The sequence below is a fragment of the Devosia soli genome, assembly GCF_000970455.1.
GTDB lineage: Bacteria > Pseudomonadota > Alphaproteobacteria > Rhizobiales > Devosiaceae > Devosia > Devosia soli.
In genome coordinates, this window is sequence record NZ_LAJG01000014.1 from 312654 (window position 1) to 329203 (window position 16550).

Here is a 16550-nt window from a genome sequence, read left to right on the forward strand (position 1 = left end):
CTTAAGCTGAAATCTGAACACGTTGTTTGAGCCGCGCGCTTTCGATGGCCCCAAAGACCATGGCGAGGCTGCTTATGTTGTCGCTGCCCACCGTTTCCGGCGCAGCCCCGGCCTCGATGGCGTCGAGGAAATCGGCAATGACGCTGGCATGCCCCTCGGTCTTCGACGCATCCGGCATTTCGGGAATGTCGAGCGGCTGCAAGTCGCGGAAGAAGCCTTCGGTGCCCACCACCTGGTGCGCTTCGAACCGGTCAAAACCGTCCCAGAGCAGCGTACCCTTGGTGCCGACGATCCGCCAGGAGGCTTCCCAGCTCGTATTGGCGCCCTCGGCGCTCCAGCTGCCGCGATAGTTGAAGACGATATCGTCTTCGAATTCGAAGATCGCATTGGCCGCCGCCCCATGGGCATACCAGGAGCCCGGCGGATTGACCTCGAGGCAATAGACCGCCTTTGGCGCCGTGCCGGCCATGAACCGCGCTGCGTCGAGCGTATGGATCGCCATATCGAGCAGCAGCACGTTTTCCATCTGCTCGCGGAAACCGCCGAAATGCGCGCCAACAAAGAAATCGCAATTGATCGACGTCAGCTGGCCAAGCGCCCCGCTCTCGATCAGCTGTCGAATGCGCCGCACGCCCGGCACATAGCGCCGGTTTTGTACCACGGCATGGATTTTCCCGGCCGCCTTCGCCTCGGCCACCATCTGCCGCGCGCTTTCAAGCGTCGGCGCCATCGGCTTTTCCGTCAATACGTGACAGCCATGGCGCAACCCCGTCGACACCAGCGCCGGCCGGGCATTAGGCACGACGACGTCGAACAGCAGGCCTGGCTTGGTCTCGGTGAGAACCGTATCGAGATCGCTACCGATCACCACATCGGAGAGAGCAAATTCCGCTGCCCGAGCCTCGGCCACCTTCCGGTCGAGATCGACAAGCCCGACAATGCGCACGCGCCCTTTAAGCAAGGGGTGCTCGGTCAATGCGTTGAGCCATCCTTTGGACATGGCTCCGCAACCCGCGAGAACGGCCGTAAACTGCAAAGATCCTCTCCCCTGCAACAATCGGCGAGCCCCTTATGGGGCATTCTGCAAGTGTTGCCGTAAACGTTTACGACGCTACAATCGCGAACGATTTCGTGTCAAGACATTGCCGTAAACGTTTCTGGAAATTTCTCTGGGGGGCCAAGTGAAGGGCATCAGACGGCTCGCACAGGAGCTCGACATTTCGATCGGCACGGTCTCGCGCGCCCTCAACGGCCGGGCTGATGTGAGCCCCGAGACGCGCCAGCGCGTGCTGGAAGCCGCAGCCGCCATGGGTTATGTGCCCAATCAGGCGGGCCGCAGCCTGCGCCAGGGCAATACCAATGCCATCGGCTTCATGATCGAATTGGGCGCAGATGCCAACGGCGGCAACGACAACTTCTTCATGGGCGTCTTCGATGGCGTCCAGTCCGTGCTCGCCCGCCATCATCTCGATCTGGTCGTCCTGCCCTGCCCGACAGGCGAAGACCCGGCGGTCTATCTCCAGCGCATGATGGCCCGGCGTCTTGTCGATGGCCTCATCATTTCCGCGACGCACCGCAAGGACGCGCGCATCGATATGCTCACCAAGATGCGCATACCTTTCATCACGCTCGGCCGGTCGAACACGCCCGGCGATTATCCGTGGATCGATCTCGATTTTGATGGTGCCGCCCGCCGCGCGGTCGACCGCCTCGTTTCAGCCGGTCACAGCCGCATCGCCATTGCCGTGCCCAGCAACGACATCAATCTCGGCTTCATCTTCCTCGATGGCTATAAGGCCGCCCTCGCCCGCCATGGCCTTGCCTTCGATCCGGCATTGGTGGTGCGCGTGCCCTCTTCGGAACTCGGCGGCTATCAGCTGGGCCACGAACTCCTCGCCATGAAGGAGCGCCCGAGCGCCGTCATTCTCAATTACGAGCTCCTCGCCCTGGGCCTTTACCGCCAGCTCGGCGAAGCCGGCCTTCAGGCTGGGCGCGACCTCGCCGTCATCGGCTTCCGCGAGAACCCCGTCTCCCGCTACATGTCGCCCCGGCTCACCTGCTTCCGCCTCTCCCTCACAGGCCTGGGCGCCGCTATCGGCGAAGCCCTGCTGGCCACGATGCCGGCTTATGCCGAGGCCTATCCCTTGGGCCGAACCCAACGGATTTGGCCGATGGAATTGGTGCCAGGCGAGAGTGACGGCGCTTAAGACCGCTTACCCCAACCATTTCCCAAAAAACGCCAATACTGCCTCGCGCATCCGAGGGGTCTCCTCGTGGCCCACGCCCGGTTCGCTCAAAAGTTCCAGCTTACCTGGAGCACCTGCATAAGCCGGCTCCAACTCTGCCCAGGCGCGCTGTACCGCCAGTGGCGGGCTCAAATGATCGGCCTCGCCAACGCAAATGAGTTGCGGACGTGGCGCGATCAAAGCTGCAATCGTCCCGCCATCCGCTTCGCGCAACAGGCCCGGCACGGTCAGATAAATCCCGTGCCCGTCATGCGCACCGAGTTCGATCATGGTTCTGAAATCGGCAAAGCAGCAGAGATGCGCGACGGCGGCAATCCGATCATCGAGCGCCGCGAGCCAATAGCTCAGCACACAGCCCATCGAAAGCCCAAACGCCCCAATGCGGCTGGCGTCGACGTCGTCACGCCCGGCAAGGTAGGTCAGCGCCGCGCCATGATCGGACAGCATTTCCCCGAACAGCGATTTGCCATGCCAGAGCAAGGCCTTGGCTGCAGCGCTCTCGCTCACAATGGCGCGTTCGCCAAAGATCGGCATATCGATGCAAAGCGTGACGTAACCCGCCCGCGCAAAGAGCGGCCCGAGCGGCCCAACCAGATATTCGCGCCCATCGAGCAATTCCCGCGCGCCGATCGAATAACCGCCGCCATGGGAATGCCCGTAAAGGATAGCAGGCAAAGCCCCCTTGGCTTCGGCAGGACGCGTCAGAATTCCACGCACATCCTTGTCGCCGATCCGCAGTCGCAAATGCTCGATGACATAGTCGCCGTGCGTCTCCTCTTCCATGCTTGTGCAGACGGCCATGCGCTCCTCGAAGCCGAGAAGCTCGCTAAATCGTTTCGCGGAAAACGCCATCTACGCCCTACTCTTTGCGGGACGATCACCGACCCAATTGTTGAAACGCGCCAGTGCCAGGCCAAAGACGATCAGCAACACGCCGCCACCGAGGATCGACAGGGGTTGTGTGCCGAGGATGGCAAACCACTGGGTGAAAAAGTGAATGGCTGCGAAAACGGCGACGCTATTGACCACCCAGCGCCTGTTCGCCGCAACAGCCCATGCGCCGAACGCCAGCATCGCCACGGCCCAGATGATCGAGAACCAGGCGGAACTGATTCCGGCGCTGTCATCGCCGAAGATCGACCCGAGAAAAAAAGCGCCGTTTACGAGCACGATCGCCGTCCGCATCGCAACGATCGCGAGCCCCTCGTCTGCAGGCTTAAGCCGCAACGAAAGCAAATAGAGCGCAAGGATCAGCGCACAAAGCCCGACGATTACGGTGACCATCATGTGGTTCGGCGGCCACGGCACGTCGTTAAAAGCCAGGACCGTTGAAAAGCCCACCACCGCCAAGGCAGCGAGAAGGCCCGACCGCGCGACGGTCGCGGCCGCAGCCAGGCCCAGTGTCAGCCCGACGCGCGCCAGCGGATTATCGCCGTAAAGCCCGCCGATACCGCAGCACAGCGCCAAAGCGCCGATGGTCATGATGATCTGAGCGAAAAGCTGCATTCGTGGCAGAGCGCGCAGCCGGACAAAAAGCCCCCCGGCAAACAGCACCGCCCCTAAAGCCGCCAGCGTCTCGAGCGTCGGCAGCAATGCCGCAATGCCGCCGGCAACAGCCGTTGCACCCAAGGCGAAAAGGATATTGGCGCCGAGCGCACCCGTATCCGCCGCAGCAAAACCCTTGAGGCGCTCTGCCTCTTCCGGCGTGATCTTGCCGGCAGCCAGAAGCGCATCGAGGTCTAAAGTAACCTTCATTCTGTCCTCCCGTGCCCGGTCCGACGCTAGTGCAATTGAGCGATTCTGCCCATCTCCGCGGCCATTTCACCGAGCCACCACATGCCCGCATTGCTGCAATGCCGTTACACAAAACCGTTCATCGGCACTTGCCGATGAAGACGCCGAGGTGCATTTATCCGGCAATGCCGCATATAGCGACGCCCTTCGAGAGAATTTCATGACTGACCTTTTTTCACCCATCGCCCTGCGGGATCTCACCTTGCGAAACCGCACCGTGGTCGCGCCGATGTGCCAATATTCCGCCATCGACGGCTTTGCCAACGATTGGCACTTCGCTCACCTGTCGCGCTTTGCCATAGGCGGTTTTGGCCTCGTAATTTTCGAAGCCACGGGTGTCGTGGCCGAGGGCCGCATTTCTTATGGTGACCTGGGCCTTTGGAAAGACGAGCAGATTGCCCCGCTCGCCCGGATCGTCGATTTCATCCATAGCCAGGGCGCCGCTGCAGGCATCCAGTTGGCCCATGCGGGCCGCAAGGCATCGACGCCTGTGTCATGGCGTAAGCCCGAGGATCTCGCCACCGAAGAACAGCGCCGCGCTGCCGGCTATGAGCACTGGCAACCGGTCGCTCCCTCGGCCGAATCCAACAACCCCGATGACCCCACCTTCCAGGTGCCGACCGCACTCGATAAGGCCGGCATCAAGCATGTCATCGACGGATTTGTCGCGGCCACGAGGCGCGCGGAAAAGGCTGGTTTCGACACGGTCGAAATCCACGCCGCGCACGGATATCTGCTTAATCAGTTCCTGTCCCCCCTCGCCAATCACCGAACCGACGAATATGGCGGCTCGCTCGAAAACCGCATGCGGCTTGTTTTGGAAGTGACCGAAGCCGTGCGCGCAGCCTGGCCGGCACAAAAGCCCCTCCTCGTCCGCCTTTCGGTCAGCGACAATGCCCAAGGGGGTTGGACGGTCGAGGACAGCATCGTACTCGCGCGCGAATTGAAGGCGCGCGGCGTTGATGCCATCGACTGTTCGAGCGGCGGCTTCGCCCAGGGCCGCATCTCAGCCTCGGCCGGATATCAGGTGCCCTTTGCCAGCGCTGTCAAAAAAGGCGCCGATATCCCAACCATGGCGGTGGGCCTGCTTGGCGATGTCGAATCGGCAAACGACATCCTCGCTAAGGGCGACGCCGATTTCATCGCCCTTGCCCGCGGTGCCCTGAACGACCCCAATTGGCCCGTCCACGCCCAGCGCCAGCTTGGCAGCAAGGACTATTCCCTCTGGCCGGTCCAGGCTCGCCGCGTGTCCGAACACGATCGCGTCCTTGGGCTCCAGGCCTCCTGAAGTTAATCGACGGAAATAGTTGCGGCGGCAGCACCACGCTGCCGCCGCAACTATTTCACCGCTCCATCGAAATTTCGCCGCACGGCGACAACACCCTTGAGCTTGACGACGCCAGTACCCACGTTCACGTCATCGAGAGGGAAGAACCAATGGATACCAAAGCCGCCATCATCGCGCTTATGAGCGTTTGGGGAGTCGGCACTGCAGCGTGCTTGCCCGCTCAGGCCGAAGAAACCGCCATCGAAGACGAAGGCGACGCCGACAATCCGCTCCTCAACCGCGTCTGGATCCAGCAGGGCGATACGGCGAGCCCCGGCGCCGCCCAGATCTTCCTCGCCGACGGCACGCTCGTCACCGACAGCTGCTGGGAAACCTACCGCCTCTCCAAGTGGCAGCAGGTGTCCGACACTGCAATCTCCTGGGACGAAGACGGCATGACCATCAATGCCGACATCGTCAGTGTCTCGCCGAGCGAACTCGTTCTCACGCTGCATCTCGTGAGTGAAGACGTCGAACAGCGGTTCGTGCCGGCCGAAGTTCCTTACCTTTGCCCGGAAATGCCGCGCTAGATTACTAGCGCGGCGTCAATGGTAACGGAATGCTACCCTAAAGCACCACTTGTGTGCCGATCTCGACCACGCGCCCGGTGGGAATGTGGAAATATTCGGTGGCATCGCTGGCGTTACGCGCCAGTCGAACGAAGGCCCGATCCTGCCAGAACCGCAGCATGCCGCTCTTGTTGCCAATCTTGAGAGAGCGACGCGACAGAAAGAACGACGTCGACATAATATCGAACTTCCAGCCCAACTTGCGCGCCAGCGCCAATGCTTTGGGAATATTTGGACTTTCCATATAGCCAAAGGTCACGACGACGCGGAAGAAGAGTTCGTTGTAAGCGTCGATCGTCACCTTCTCATCGTCCGGCACACGCGGCGACGTCGAGGTTCGAACCGTCAAGATGACATTCTGCTCGTGTAACACCTTGTAATGCTTGAGAGAATGCAACAGCGCAGTAGGAGCTCCCTCGATGTCGCTGGTCAGGAAAACAGCCGTCCCCGGCACCGTTGTCGGCTTCTTCTTGGCTAGGTTATCGACCAGAAACTGCAGCGGAACCTCATCCCGCCGCGTCTTCTCCGCCAACCGCCGCCGCCCCGCCATCCAACTCCACATCAACATCGCCACCACCAGCGCCACCGCCGCCGGCACCCAGCCGCCTTGAAAAAGTTTGGACACGTTGGACGCGAAAAAGCCGCCGTCGATGCAGACATAGACGATGCCGAAGGTAACGACGACGATCGGATTCCACTTCCAATTGCGCCACATCACGACAACCAGCAGTGATAGCGTTACGATCATCACGCCAGACACGGCGATACCGTAAGCGTTTGACAACGCTTCAGAACTCCTGAACGCCGCAACGAGAACCAGGACGCCGATCATCAGCATGGTGTTGATTTGCGGCATATAGATCTGACCGCTCTGCGTGGCGGAGGTGTGGTGGACCACCATGCGTGGCAGCATGTTGAGCGCGATCGCTTGCTGGGTGAGGCTATAGGTTCCTGTGATCACCGCCTGGCTGGCAATGATGGTCGCCAAAGTCGCCAAGGCCACGAAAGGCAACAGGCCCCACTCCGGCACCATCTCGAAAAACGGGCTCGCTACATTGTCGACCCCATGCCCAATTACATAGGCGCCCTGCCCGAAATAGTTGAGCAGCAAACACGGAAACACGAGGCCAAACCAAGCCAGCACAATCGGCTTTCGACCAAAATGTCCTAGGTCGACATACAGTGCTTCGGCACCCGTTACGGCGAGAAAGATTGCCCCGACGACCACAAAGGCGATGCCGATATGCGTCACCAAAAATTGCAATCCCAGTAATGGGTTAAGCGCCCACAGGACTTCCGGATTCTGGACGATGTTGGTCACACCGGCGATCCCGAGGGTCAGGAACCAGACGGCTGTCACCGGCCCAAAAACGATCGAGACCTTTGCCGTGCCAAACCTCTGCACGGCAAAAATGCCAAGAATGATGACGAGCGTGATCGGCACGACCCAGCGCGTCATCCCCGGCTGAACCAGCTCTATACCTTCAACGGCCGACAGCACGGAAATCGCCGGCGTGATTATGGCATCGCCGTAAAAAAGCGCGGCCCCCAGGACGCCGAGGGCCGTGATCCAGATTGGCGGATTGGTAAAGGTCTTTCGCGCAAGCGCCATCAGCGAAAGCGTACCACCTTCGCCATTGTTGTCGGCGCGGGTCACGAAAAACACGTACTTGACCGTCACCGTGAGGGTCAACGCCCAGACGATCAGCGAGAGAAGCCCGAGGACTTCTATGTTCGATGCAGCAGCGCCGGGCCGCACTTGCATCGCCTGGCGGAACGCATAGATCGGGCTGGTACCGATGTCCCCATAGACGACGCCAATCGCACCGAGTGTGAGAATGGGTAGATTGTGCTTTGCGTGGTCGACCTGGTGGGTCGATTCGACACCGGCTTCATGGCCGGTCGTGTCCGCATGCGTCATGAGCTTTGGGGCTCTCGCTGTTAAGGGCGGGCGCCGCTATACACCCGCCCATCCACACACACAACACCATTAGAGTTACCGAACTCCAAAGGCATGCAGGGGTCGCACCTTTCGGCACAACCCCTGCAAGGCAAACGAGACTTGGAGGTCCTCGTTGATTTTTTGACGCCGCAGCTTAGCCGCGAGCGGCCTTGGTGGCATTGCCCCACCAGATCAGCTGATCGAGCATATCCTTGGTCGAAGCACCGATCGAAGGCTCGATATCGGACATCGGCTTGTTCTGCTGACCAAGCGGGTGCACGGCGAAGAAGTCACCGCCACCGATGTGAACGGCCGAGCGGGTCGACACCATCTGGAGTTCGACACCGATGGTGCGGAGATTTTCGATAGCGCGAGCAGCGCCGACAGTGCCATAGCCGACAGCACCGAAAGCCTTCTTGTTCCACTCGACATAAGCCTGGTCGAGAGCGTTCTTCAGCGCACCGGTGATGGCACGGTTGTACTCGGCGACAACGAAGATGAAGCCGTGGAATTCACCAATCTTCTTCTGCCAGCGGACAGCTTCCGGGTTCTGCGACGGCATCCAGGCGTTTGACGCCATTTCGTCAAAAAACGGCAGGTCGAAATCGCGGAGGTCGACCAGCTCAGCCTCGATTTCCGGGCGCTCGTTGGCCTTTTCGAGGATCCACTTGGCGGGGACATCGCCAAAGCGGGTGGGACGGGTGGACGAAATGATGACGCCGATCTTGAGCTTGGACATTGGAATGCCCTCCTTGGTAACAAAACGTAACTGAGGCGTAATATGTGCCTGCCGAACGTTTCCTCAAGAGGGCACCATGGTGTGATCCGGGGACATAGAAGTCACCCAGTCACATTTATGTAAGCATCGACAAAATATGAGCTTTTTGTGATTTTTTGCGAGATGCATCGTCCGCGTGCAAGCTATGTCTCCGCCGCACCGACATACCGTTCGAAAAGACGATACAATCTTGCTTAGTTGTCGGCGAGAGCGGCTATGTAAAGTCGCGTGGCTTCCTTAAAGCCAAAGATGAGAGCGTCCGCAGTAATACCGTGGCCAATGGATGCCTCAGCAACGCCTTTGACCGCGTGCTGGAAGGCAGGCAGATTCTCAAGGGTGAGATCATGCCCAGCATTCACGCCGAGGCCAATGGCCATCGCGGCTGAGCAGGTTTTAGCCAGCTTCGCCAATTCCTCCGAAGCTCTTTTGGGGTCGTCGTAACAAGCGCCATAAGGACCGGTGAACAGCTCGATCCGATCTGCGCCGGTGGCCTTAGCGGCCAAGACACCAGATTCGCCTGCATCGGGATCGCAAAAGAGCGAAATACGCCGATCCGGGCGCTTCAGGAGCTGCACGACTGACGTCAGGAAATTACCCTTCCCCGCAAAGTCCCAGCCGTGGTCCGATGTTGCCTGGTTGGGATCGTCTGGGACGAGGGTAACCTGCTGCGGATTGACCTCTTCGATTAATCCCAGGAAATCCTCACTGGGATAGCCTTCGATGTTAAATTCGGCATCCGGATAGTCGGAACGGAGCAGTGCACTGAGGTCATAAACGTCCGCGCGGCGGATATGGCGCTCGTCAGGCCGCGGATGAACCGTAATGCCGCTCGCGCCAACGTCGAGCACAACGCGGGCTAGGCCGGTAACACTTGGCCAGGGCAAGTCCCGGCGGTTGCGCAACTGGGCGACGGCATTGAGATTGACGGAAAGCAAGGTCATGGCAAGGTCCCGAATGATTGACTTTGCCTTACACCAGACCGAGCTCTTCGCCCAAGCCAACCTTTTTGATGCCCCCGATCAGATTTTGTGACCGAAGACAAATTCGGACAAAACGGGAAGGATAAACGCCGCCGCAATGTGCCGCGGCGTTTTGCGATCACATCCCTTCAGCACCGCGGCCAATGGCGGCGAGGCCCGTACGCACGACTTCGACTAGCCCAAGCGGCGTCATCAGCGCGATGAAGCTGTCGATCTTGTCCGGCTTGCCGGTCACTTCAAACACGAAGCTTTCGACTGTCGCGTCGATGATATGGGCGCGGAAGGCATCGGCTAAGCGCAAGGTTTCGGCGCGGTGATCACCCGTGCCCTTCACTTTGATCAGCGCCAGCTCGCGTTCGACGTAATTGCCTTCAGCGGTCAGGTCATGCACGCGATGCACCGGGACCAGCCGCTCAAGCTGAAGCTTGATCTGCACGAGCGTCTTGGGCGTCGCGATCACCACTACGGTAATTCGGCTAAGTCGCCGGCCATGCTCGGTTTCGCTGACAGTCAAGCTTTCGATATTGTAGCCGCGCGCCGAAAAGAGCCCTACGACCCGGGCGAGAATGCCCGGCTCGTTATCAACGAGAACGGAAAGGGTGTGACGCTCGGTTTGTTGGGTCTCTTGCGTCAAGAAGTATGCCGAGCCTGTCGGCTGGAGATGTGCGTTCATATCAAAAATCCTCCGCATCCGGCCTAGACCAGCGCGCGTCCCTTCTCGTCGATGATCGACCCGATATTGGCAGTGTCGGGCAGAATGATCTCGTTGTGCGGCTTGCCCGATGGGATCATCGGCAGGCAGTTCTCGTCTTTTTCGACGATCACGTCGAAGAGCACCGGGCCGTCATAATCGAGCATTTCGGCAATCGCGGCATCGAGCTCTGCCGGATTTTCGCACCGGATACCTTTGCCACCATAGGCTTCGGCGAGCTTGACGAAATCAGGCAGCGATTCCGAATAGGAATGGGCGTAACGCGAGCCATGCAGCAGATCCTGCCACTGCCGGACCATGCCCATGCGCTCGTTGTTAAGAATGAAGATCTTGATCGGCAGGCGATATTGCACCGCCGTCGAGAGTTCCTGCATTGTCATCTGCACCGAGGCTTCACCGGCAATATCGATCACCAGAGCATCGGGATGAGCAACCTGCACACCGACCGCGGCCGGAAGGCCATAGCCCATCGTGCCGAGACCTCCGGAGGTCATCCAGCGGTTGGGCTTGTCGAAGTGGAAATGCTGGGCAGCCCACATCTGGTGCTGGCCGACTTCGGTCGTGATGAACACATCTTTCTGCTGCTTCTTCGTCGCTTCATAAAGCCGCTGGATAGCCCACTGGGGCTTGATGACCGTGTCGGAGTTCTTGAAGTTGAGCGATCCAACCGCGCGCCACGTTTCGATCTGCTTCCACCAGGGCGCGATCGCTTCCGTGCGCGGCTGGTTGGTCTTGCTGCGCCAGATGCGGATCATCTCCTCAAGCACCCGGTTGCAGTCGCCGACGATCGGAATATCGACCCGCACGATCTTATTGATCGAGGATGGATCGATATCGACATGGATTTTGCGGCTATTGGGCGAGAATGCATCCACACGCCCGGTGATACGATCGTCAAATCGTGCGCCGATATTGATCATCACGTCGCAGTCATGCATCGCGAGATTGGCTTCGTAGGTGCCGTGCATGCCAAGCATGCCCATCCACTGCGGGTTCGAAGCCGGAAACGCGCCCAGGCCCATCAGGGTCGACGTGACCGGAAACCCGGTGAGCTCTGCCAACTCGCGAAGGTTTTCGGAGGCCTCTGGGCCGGCATTGATGACACCGCCGCCGGTATAGAAAATTGGCCGCTCGGCCTTGAGCATCAGATCGACGGCCGCTTCGATCGCCTTGACGTCGCCGTCCACCCGCGGACGGTACGAGGCGTGACGCAACGTCTCGCTTTCGGGCTTGTAATATTCGCCCACCGCGAACTGAATGTCCTTCGGAATGTCGACGACCACCGGACCAGGACGGCCGGTTGTCGCGATGTGGAAGGCCTCGTGCAGCACGCGCGGCAGATCCTTTATGTCCTTCACCAGATAATTGTGCTTGGTGCAGGATCGGGTGATGCCGACGGTATCGCACTCCTGGAACCCGTCGGTACCGATCAGCGTGGTCGGAACCTGAGCGGTGATGCAAACCAGAGGAATGGAATCCATCAGCGCGTCGGTAAGGCCGGTCACGGCATTGGTCGCCCCCGGGCCGGAAGTCACCAGCACGACGCCGGGCTTGCCGGTCGAACGGGCATAGCCTTCGGCCATGTGGGTTGCGCCCTGCTCGTGGCGAACCAGGATATGCTGGACGAAATCCTGCTGGAACATCGCGTCGTAGATCGGCAGGGCGGCGCCGCCGGGATAGCCGAAGATATGTTCAACACCTTGATCCGCAAGCGCCTGGATCACCATTTCCGCGCCGGTCATTTTCTCGGCCATTTGCGCTTTCCTACTCCTCGAGCCCTAGCGTACCGGGCGTTACGTTCCTTGACGCCTTAAAACCGCTTTTGCGGAAAAAAGGCAATAAAAAAGGCCCCTTTCGGGACCTGTGTTCGGCGCACCAGCTATCGCGCGGGGACTTACCCCACGTTGCCGATGCGCCATCGTACTACGAGAATGAGTGCCCGCACGGGACCTCTCCTAAAAATCATATACGAGTTGATAGGGGCATTTGAGCGGAACTGTCAAGGCTCGCATTCCGCAAGCATAAAGGCGATCGCCTTACCTATTGGTGGGTGCAGACGACAAGATGCCCAGTCGGTGGGGGCTCCGACTGGGCATCTTGTGCACCACAATGGCGGCTCTGGGACGAGAACCGCCTCTGCGAAACTTAGCCCTGCGGGCAGGTATCGACGTAGCGGGTACCGTTCGGGCGCTGGTAGACGCAGCGATCATTGGTGCCTTCCACACGGCCGAGAACATCACCAGCAGCAGCGCCAACGACGCCACCGATGCCGGCACCCACAGCGGTCCCAACGAGACTACCGCCAGTAGCGGCAGCACCAACAACGGCACCGCCAAGAGCGCCAACCGTAGCGCCCTGCTGAGTGGTGGTGCAGGCGGTCATCGAGAGTGCTGCGGCGGCAATAATCAGGAACTTATGCATGGGAACCTCCGAGGAAACTGATCGGACACTTAATGCTTCGGCAATTCGTTGGTTCCGGCCGTCTTCAAGAAAGTTTGAATCAATCGTGAACCAAATTTTTAGAAGCGGCCGAAAGCGCAATCCCAACCCAGCCGAGAATTAATGCTCCACCACCGATTGGTGCCGCGCCCGGAAAGAGTGAAGAGCTGAGCCACTGGCGCATGGCCAGATCGGCGACGAACACGCCGCAGCCGCCAGCCAGAACCAATCCAGCAATGGTTATCACCCTGCCCCGGCCAGCCAGGGCAAGCAGCAATAGAACCGGCGCATGGGCGAGCGCCATTGCCGATATCGCCGTAAGGTTGCGAACATCCTCGCCATGCGAGGCCATTGCCGCCGTACCAACGCCAATGGCGCCCAAAACCCCACCAGCCGCGATCAACAGCCGCCGCATCCAAATTGGCATCTTCGTCTCCGTCTTCCATGCGCCATGGCTTTCGACTAGAGCATGCAGGCGTGTGTGGGAAAGACAAATGAATGAAAATGCCGCTTCGTCGCTGCAGGCGGCGGGCAAGATCGACGGACCGTCTTCAAGCTGGGCAAGTGAGTTTAGGGCCACCTTTGCGCTCGCATGGCCATTGGTCATCGCCCAGCTGGCGCAAAACGCCCTGCACACGACCGACGTTATTCTCCTGGGCTGGTTGGGTTCGACCTACCTCGCGGCCGGCACTCTGGCCACCACGTTCCTGATGCCATTTCTTGTGGGCGGCATCGGCGTTGTCGGCGCTGTGGCGCCACTGGTCGCGCAAGCCCGAGGCTCACGCGATATCAAGGCTGTTCGGCGCATCGTGCGCCAAGGGTGCTGGGCAGCAATAGCGCTCGCCGCCGCGCTCGTGCCGATCGTCCTGCAGATCAAACCGATCTATCAGGCGTTGGGTCAGGATCCAGCAGCCACCGAGCTGGCCGATCAGTTTATTCAGATCGCTGCTTGGTCGCTTTTCCCGGCCTTGGGCATCATTGCGTTTCGCTCGCTTTTGTCCGCCTTCGACGCCACACGCGCAATCCTTGTCATTACCGTCTTCGGTGTGCTGATCAACGCGCTGACCGCCTATGTCCTGATCTTCGGACACTTTGGCTTCCCGCGGCTCGAATTGCGCGGCGCTGCCATCGCGACCACGCTCACCAACGTCTTCATGTTGCTCGCGATGGTGCTTTATGTCATTCGCCACCGGCGCTTGAAGCGCTTCCATGTGCTCCTCAGGTTCTGGAAGCCGGATTGGCCGCGCTTTCGCGAGATTTTCCGGATTGGCACACCCATAGGCCTCACGGTCCTGGCCGAGGTCGGCATGTTCACCGCTGCCGCGCTGCTCATGGGCCGCCTCGGCACCGATGAGGTTGCGGCCCATGCCATAGCGCTGCAATGCGCCTCCATCGCCTTCATGGTGCCGCTCGGTCTGGGTATTGCCGCCACAGTTCGCGTCGGCATGGCCTATGGCCGCGGCGACGTGGAGGGCGTACGCAAGGCCGGGTGGACATCATTCGTGATGGGCACAGCATTCATGACTTTTTCCTGTATCTCCTTCCTGACGTTCGGGCCGCACATCGTAACGGTATTCCTCGACCCACATGTCGAGGCCAATGCCAATTCCCTGACGCTGGCAGCATCCTTTCTTGTCGTCGCCGGCATTTTCCAGCTTGTGGACGGCGCGCAGGTCGTAGCCGCCCATTCCTTGCGAGGACTGAGCGACACGAAGGTGCCGATGCTGCTCGCGATCGTGGGCTATTGGATGGTCGGGCTGCCAATCGCCTATGTGCTCGGCTTTGTGGCGAACATGCGCGGCGTCGGTATCTGGATCGGGCTAGCAGCCGGCCTTGCCTTCGTCGCCGTCGTGCTCGTGACGCGTTTTGCCATGCGTGAGCGCCTGAATTTGCTCAACGGCATGCGCCCGGCTTAAGTCGGACGCGTTCCGCCGAGGCCAAGCCGTGGCCATTCGCCCATGCGATTGCGAAACCAGGTGCGCTGGCGTTTGGCATATTGTTGGGTTGCGATGGTCGCGAGCGCTATTGCCTCCTGCCGCTCCATGACGCCATCGAGCCAATCGCCGATTTCGCGGACCCCAATTGCTTTCATGACTGGCAAGGACGGATCCAGATTCTGCGCCCGCAAGGCTCGCACCTCCTCGACAGCCCCACCGGCAAACATCGCTTCAAAGCGTAGCGCAATGCGTTCACGCAGAACGTCGCGATCAGGCGCTAGGACATATCGCTCGACCGCCCAATCTTCGACCAGGCCTTTTTGCAGATCGTCCTGGAAGGCTGAAAGCGGCTTGCCTGTGGCACGTTTCACCGCCAGCGCGCGGATGACGCGCTGCGGATCGGCCACCTTGAGACGATGCGCTGTCGCTGGATCTTCCGCCAGGAGCAGGCGCATGCGTTCTGCCTCATCGAGCAGCTTGATTTCGGCCTCGACCTGCAGCGTCAGCTCTGGCGCAATCTCGGGAACGTCAGCGAATCCTTTTGTGAGCGCATCGAAGTAAAGCCCCGTCCCGCCGACGAAAATGGCCTCCCTGGCTGGGTCGAGCGTGTCCAGGATTTCCTTGACCGCATTGAGCCACTGGCCCGTCGAAAATCGCTGGTTGGCTGGAACCGTACCGTAAAGGCGATGATCGGCCTGCGCTTCATCGTCCGCTGATGGCCGGGCAGTGACGATACGGAGGGTGTCATACACCTGCATGGAATCGGCGTTGATGATGACGCTACCGCGATCACGGGCGCGCGCCAGCGCCATGCTCGACTTGCCGCTGGCAGTAGGACCCGCTATCAGGACGGCGCTTCTCTGGCGCGTCACCCTAGTCTCCCGAAAGTCTCTTTCGCCATGCCGGTTCTCAGCCTCATCGCCAATCCCGCCGATTCCGATCTCGACGTCTCGCTCGCCGCGGCAGTCGTGCAGCAAACAGGCGGAGAACTCAACTGGCTGACGCATCAGGTCGCGTGCGACATCATCGAGCCCAAGGCGCCAGAGGCGCTGAGCATCGCGCGCGAAATCATCGGCACCCGCCGGGTCGATGCCAATCTCGTTCCCACCGAAGGCCGCCGCAAGCTGCTGCTCATTGCCGACATGGACTCAACCATGATCGAGCAGGAATGCATCGACGAACTGGCGGCAGCGCTCGATCTCAAGCCGCAGGTGGCTGAAATAACCGAGCGCGCCATGCGCGGCGAACTCGATTTCGCTCAGGCGCTCGACACGCGCGTCGCACTCCTAAAAGGTCTCGAGCGCGCCACTATCGAGGCCGTTCGCCGCGAAGCCATCACGCTGACGCCGGGCGGCAGAGTGCTTGTCCATACGATGAAGGCTTTTGGCGCTTATACATCGCTTGTGTCGGGCGGCTTCACTTTCTTTGCGGACTATTTTGCCAAGCGGATCGGCTTTGACGAAGCCATCGCTAATGTCCTGCTGTTCGATGGCGATCAGCTAACCGGCACTGTGCAAAAGCCGATCGTTGACAAGAACACCAAGCGGGAGCGGCTCGAGACCCTGTCAGCCGAGCGTGGCGTCAGTCTCGATCAGACTATCGCTGTCGGCGATGGCGCCAACGATCTGGACATGATCACGATTGCCGGATTTGGCGTCGCGCTCCACGCCAAGCCCGCCGTTGCCGCGACGGCAGGATATCGGGTGGATCATGGGGATCTAACCGCCCTGCTCTATCTGCAAGGCTATGCCGACGAGGACTTCGTCCGGTAGGCATCCTTGAGGCGCCAAGCTTAGTTTGGTCGAGCGCTAAACCGTACCTCAAGC

The 16550-nt window shown here is 60.1% G+C and carries 16 protein-coding genes; 5 read left to right on the forward strand and 11 right to left on the reverse strand.

Annotated elements, in window-relative coordinates; translation table 11 throughout:
* Position 1: 1 nt before the first annotated feature.
* Entirely contained in the window at positions 2 to 1036 is a 1035-nt protein-coding gene (locus VW35_RS05610) for a Gfo/Idh/MocA family protein (RefSeq protein ID WP_152662495.1), read from the reverse strand.
* Positions 1037 to 1181: 145 nt separating this feature from the next.
* On the opposite strand from VW35_RS05610, the gene VW35_RS05615 reads away from it, so the two are divergent.
* Entirely contained in the window at positions 1182 to 2207 is a 1026-nt protein-coding gene (locus tag VW35_RS05615; RefSeq protein WP_046142012.1) for a LacI family DNA-binding transcriptional regulator, read from the forward strand.
* A gap of 6 nt (positions 2208 to 2213) precedes the next feature.
* Here the strand turns inward: VW35_RS05615 and VW35_RS05620 are convergent, their stop codons facing one another.
* Positions 2214 to 3098 carry an alpha/beta hydrolase family protein gene (locus VW35_RS05620; RefSeq protein ID WP_046142013.1) on the reverse strand — a complete coding sequence of 295 codons (885 nt, stop codon included), beginning with the start codon at positions 3096 to 3098 and terminating at the stop codon, positions 2214 to 2216.
* Positions 3099 to 4001 carry a hypothetical protein gene (locus VW35_RS05625; protein WP_046142014.1) on the reverse strand — a complete coding sequence of 301 codons (903 nt, stop codon included), beginning with the start codon at positions 3999 to 4001 and terminating at the stop codon, positions 3099 to 3101.
* A gap of 199 nt (positions 4002 to 4200) precedes the next feature.
* Here VW35_RS05625 and VW35_RS05630 point away from each other — a divergent pair, with 199 nt between their 5' ends.
* Together VW35_RS05630 and VW35_RS05635 are read left to right on the forward strand one after the other, a co-directional pair.
* A complete protein-coding gene (locus VW35_RS05630) occupies positions 4201 to 5328 on the forward strand; it encodes an NADH:flavin oxidoreductase/NADH oxidase (protein ID WP_046142015.1) in 1128 nt (375 codons plus the stop codon).
* Positions 5329 to 5477: 149 nt separating this feature from the next.
* On the forward strand, positions 5478 to 5897 hold the full coding sequence (locus tag VW35_RS05635) for a hypothetical protein (protein WP_052951524.1): 420 nt from the start codon (positions 5478 to 5480) through the stop codon (positions 5895 to 5897).
* Between the two features lie 37 nt (positions 5898 to 5934).
* On the opposite strand, the gene VW35_RS05640 is transcribed toward VW35_RS05635, so the two are convergent.
* The 7 genes from VW35_RS05640 to VW35_RS05670 form a co-directional block, all read right to left on the reverse strand.
* On the reverse strand, positions 5935 to 7857 hold the full coding sequence (locus VW35_RS05640; RefSeq protein ID WP_046142016.1) for a potassium transporter Kup: 1923 nt from the start codon (positions 7855 to 7857) through the stop codon (positions 5935 to 5937).
* Positions 7858 to 8032: 175 nt separating this feature from the next.
* Positions 8033 to 8617: an NADPH-dependent FMN reductase gene (locus VW35_RS05645; RefSeq protein ID WP_046142017.1), complete on the reverse strand. Its 585-nt coding sequence runs from the start codon at positions 8615 to 8617 to the stop codon at positions 8033 to 8035.
* A gap of 233 nt (positions 8618 to 8850) precedes the next feature.
* On the reverse strand, positions 8851 to 9597 hold the full coding sequence (locus VW35_RS05650) for a pyridoxine 5'-phosphate synthase (RefSeq protein ID WP_046142018.1): 747 nt from the start codon (positions 9595 to 9597) through the stop codon (positions 8851 to 8853).
* A gap of 157 nt (positions 9598 to 9754) precedes the next feature.
* Complete coding sequence (gene ilvN / locus VW35_RS05655; RefSeq protein WP_046142019.1) at positions 9755 to 10309, reverse strand: acetolactate synthase small subunit; 555 nt, start codon at positions 10307 to 10309, stop codon at positions 9755 to 9757.
* A gap of 23 nt (positions 10310 to 10332) precedes the next feature.
* Complete coding sequence (locus VW35_RS05660) at positions 10333 to 12102, reverse strand: acetolactate synthase 3 large subunit (protein ID WP_046142020.1); 1770 nt, start codon at positions 12100 to 12102, stop codon at positions 10333 to 10335.
* Between the two features lie 391 nt (positions 12103 to 12493).
* Positions 12494 to 12769 carry a glycine zipper domain-containing protein gene (locus VW35_RS05665; RefSeq protein ID WP_046142021.1) on the reverse strand — a complete coding sequence of 92 codons (276 nt, stop codon included), beginning with the start codon at positions 12767 to 12769 and terminating at the stop codon, positions 12494 to 12496.
* Between the two features lie 79 nt (positions 12770 to 12848).
* Positions 12849 to 13214 carry a DUF423 domain-containing protein gene (locus VW35_RS05670; protein WP_046142022.1) on the reverse strand — a complete coding sequence of 122 codons (366 nt, stop codon included), beginning with the start codon at positions 13212 to 13214 and terminating at the stop codon, positions 12849 to 12851.
* Between the two features lie 67 nt (positions 13215 to 13281).
* Between VW35_RS05670 and VW35_RS05675 the strand changes: the two genes are divergently transcribed.
* Complete coding sequence (locus VW35_RS05675) at positions 13282 to 14703, forward strand: MATE family efflux transporter (RefSeq protein WP_046142023.1); 1422 nt, start codon at positions 13282 to 13284, stop codon at positions 14701 to 14703.
* Here VW35_RS05675 and miaA read toward each other — a convergent pair.
* Entirely contained in the window at positions 14700 to 15596 is an 897-nt protein-coding gene (gene miaA / locus VW35_RS05680; RefSeq protein ID WP_046142024.1) for a tRNA (adenosine(37)-N6)-dimethylallyltransferase MiaA, read from the reverse strand. The two genes, VW35_RS05675 and miaA, sit on opposite strands and share 4 nt — an antisense overlap.
* 27 nt (positions 15597 to 15623) lie before the next feature.
* Between miaA and serB the strand changes: the two genes are divergently transcribed.
* On the forward strand, positions 15624 to 16496 hold the full coding sequence (gene serB / locus VW35_RS05685) for a phosphoserine phosphatase SerB (protein ID WP_046142025.1): 873 nt from the start codon (positions 15624 to 15626) through the stop codon (positions 16494 to 16496).
* The last annotated feature ends 54 nt before the right edge of the window (positions 16497 to 16550 follow it).

Bases quoted from the DNA above. Each gene is read 5' to 3' on its own strand.
- VW35_RS05620 (WP_046142013.1), bottom strand. From the start codon at position 3,098: ATGGCGTTTTCCGCGAAACGATTTAGCGAGCTTCTCGGCTTCGAGGAG.
- VW35_RS05625 (WP_046142014.1), bottom strand. From the start codon at position 4,001: ATGAAGGTTACTTTAGACCTCGATGCGCTTCTGGCTGCCGGCAAGATC.
- VW35_RS05630 (WP_046142015.1), top strand. From the start codon at position 4,201: ATGACTGACCTTTTTTCACCCATCGCCCTGCGGGATCTCACCTTGCGA.
- VW35_RS05635 (WP_052951524.1), top strand. From the start codon at position 5,478: ATGGATACCAAAGCCGCCATCATCGCGCTTATGAGCGTTTGGGGAGTC.
- VW35_RS05640 (WP_046142016.1), bottom strand. From the start codon at position 7,857: ATGACGCATGCGGACACGACCGGCCATGAAGCCGGTGTCGAATCGACC.
- VW35_RS05645 (WP_046142017.1), bottom strand. From the start codon at position 8,617: ATGTCCAAGCTCAAGATCGGCGTCATCATTTCGTCCACCCGTCCCACC.
- VW35_RS05650 (WP_046142018.1), bottom strand. From the start codon at position 9,597: ATGACCTTGCTTTCCGTCAATCTCAATGCCGTCGCCCAGTTGCGCAAC.
- ilvN (WP_046142019.1), bottom strand. From the start codon at position 10,309: ATGAACGCACATCTCCAGCCGACAGGCTCGGCATACTTCTTGACGCAA.
- VW35_RS05660 (WP_046142020.1), bottom strand. From the start codon at position 12,102: ATGGCCGAGAAAATGACCGGCGCGGAAATGGTGATCCAGGCGCTTGCG.
- VW35_RS05665 (WP_046142021.1), bottom strand. From the start codon at position 12,769: ATGCATAAGTTCCTGATTATTGCCGCCGCAGCACTCTCGATGACCGCC.
- VW35_RS05670 (WP_046142022.1), bottom strand. From the start codon at position 13,214: ATGCCAATTTGGATGCGGCGGCTGTTGATCGCGGCTGGTGGGGTTTTG.
- VW35_RS05675 (WP_046142023.1), top strand. From the start codon at position 13,282: ATGAATGAAAATGCCGCTTCGTCGCTGCAGGCGGCGGGCAAGATCGAC.
- serB (WP_046142025.1), top strand. From the start codon at position 15,624: ATGCCGGTTCTCAGCCTCATCGCCAATCCCGCCGATTCCGATCTCGAC.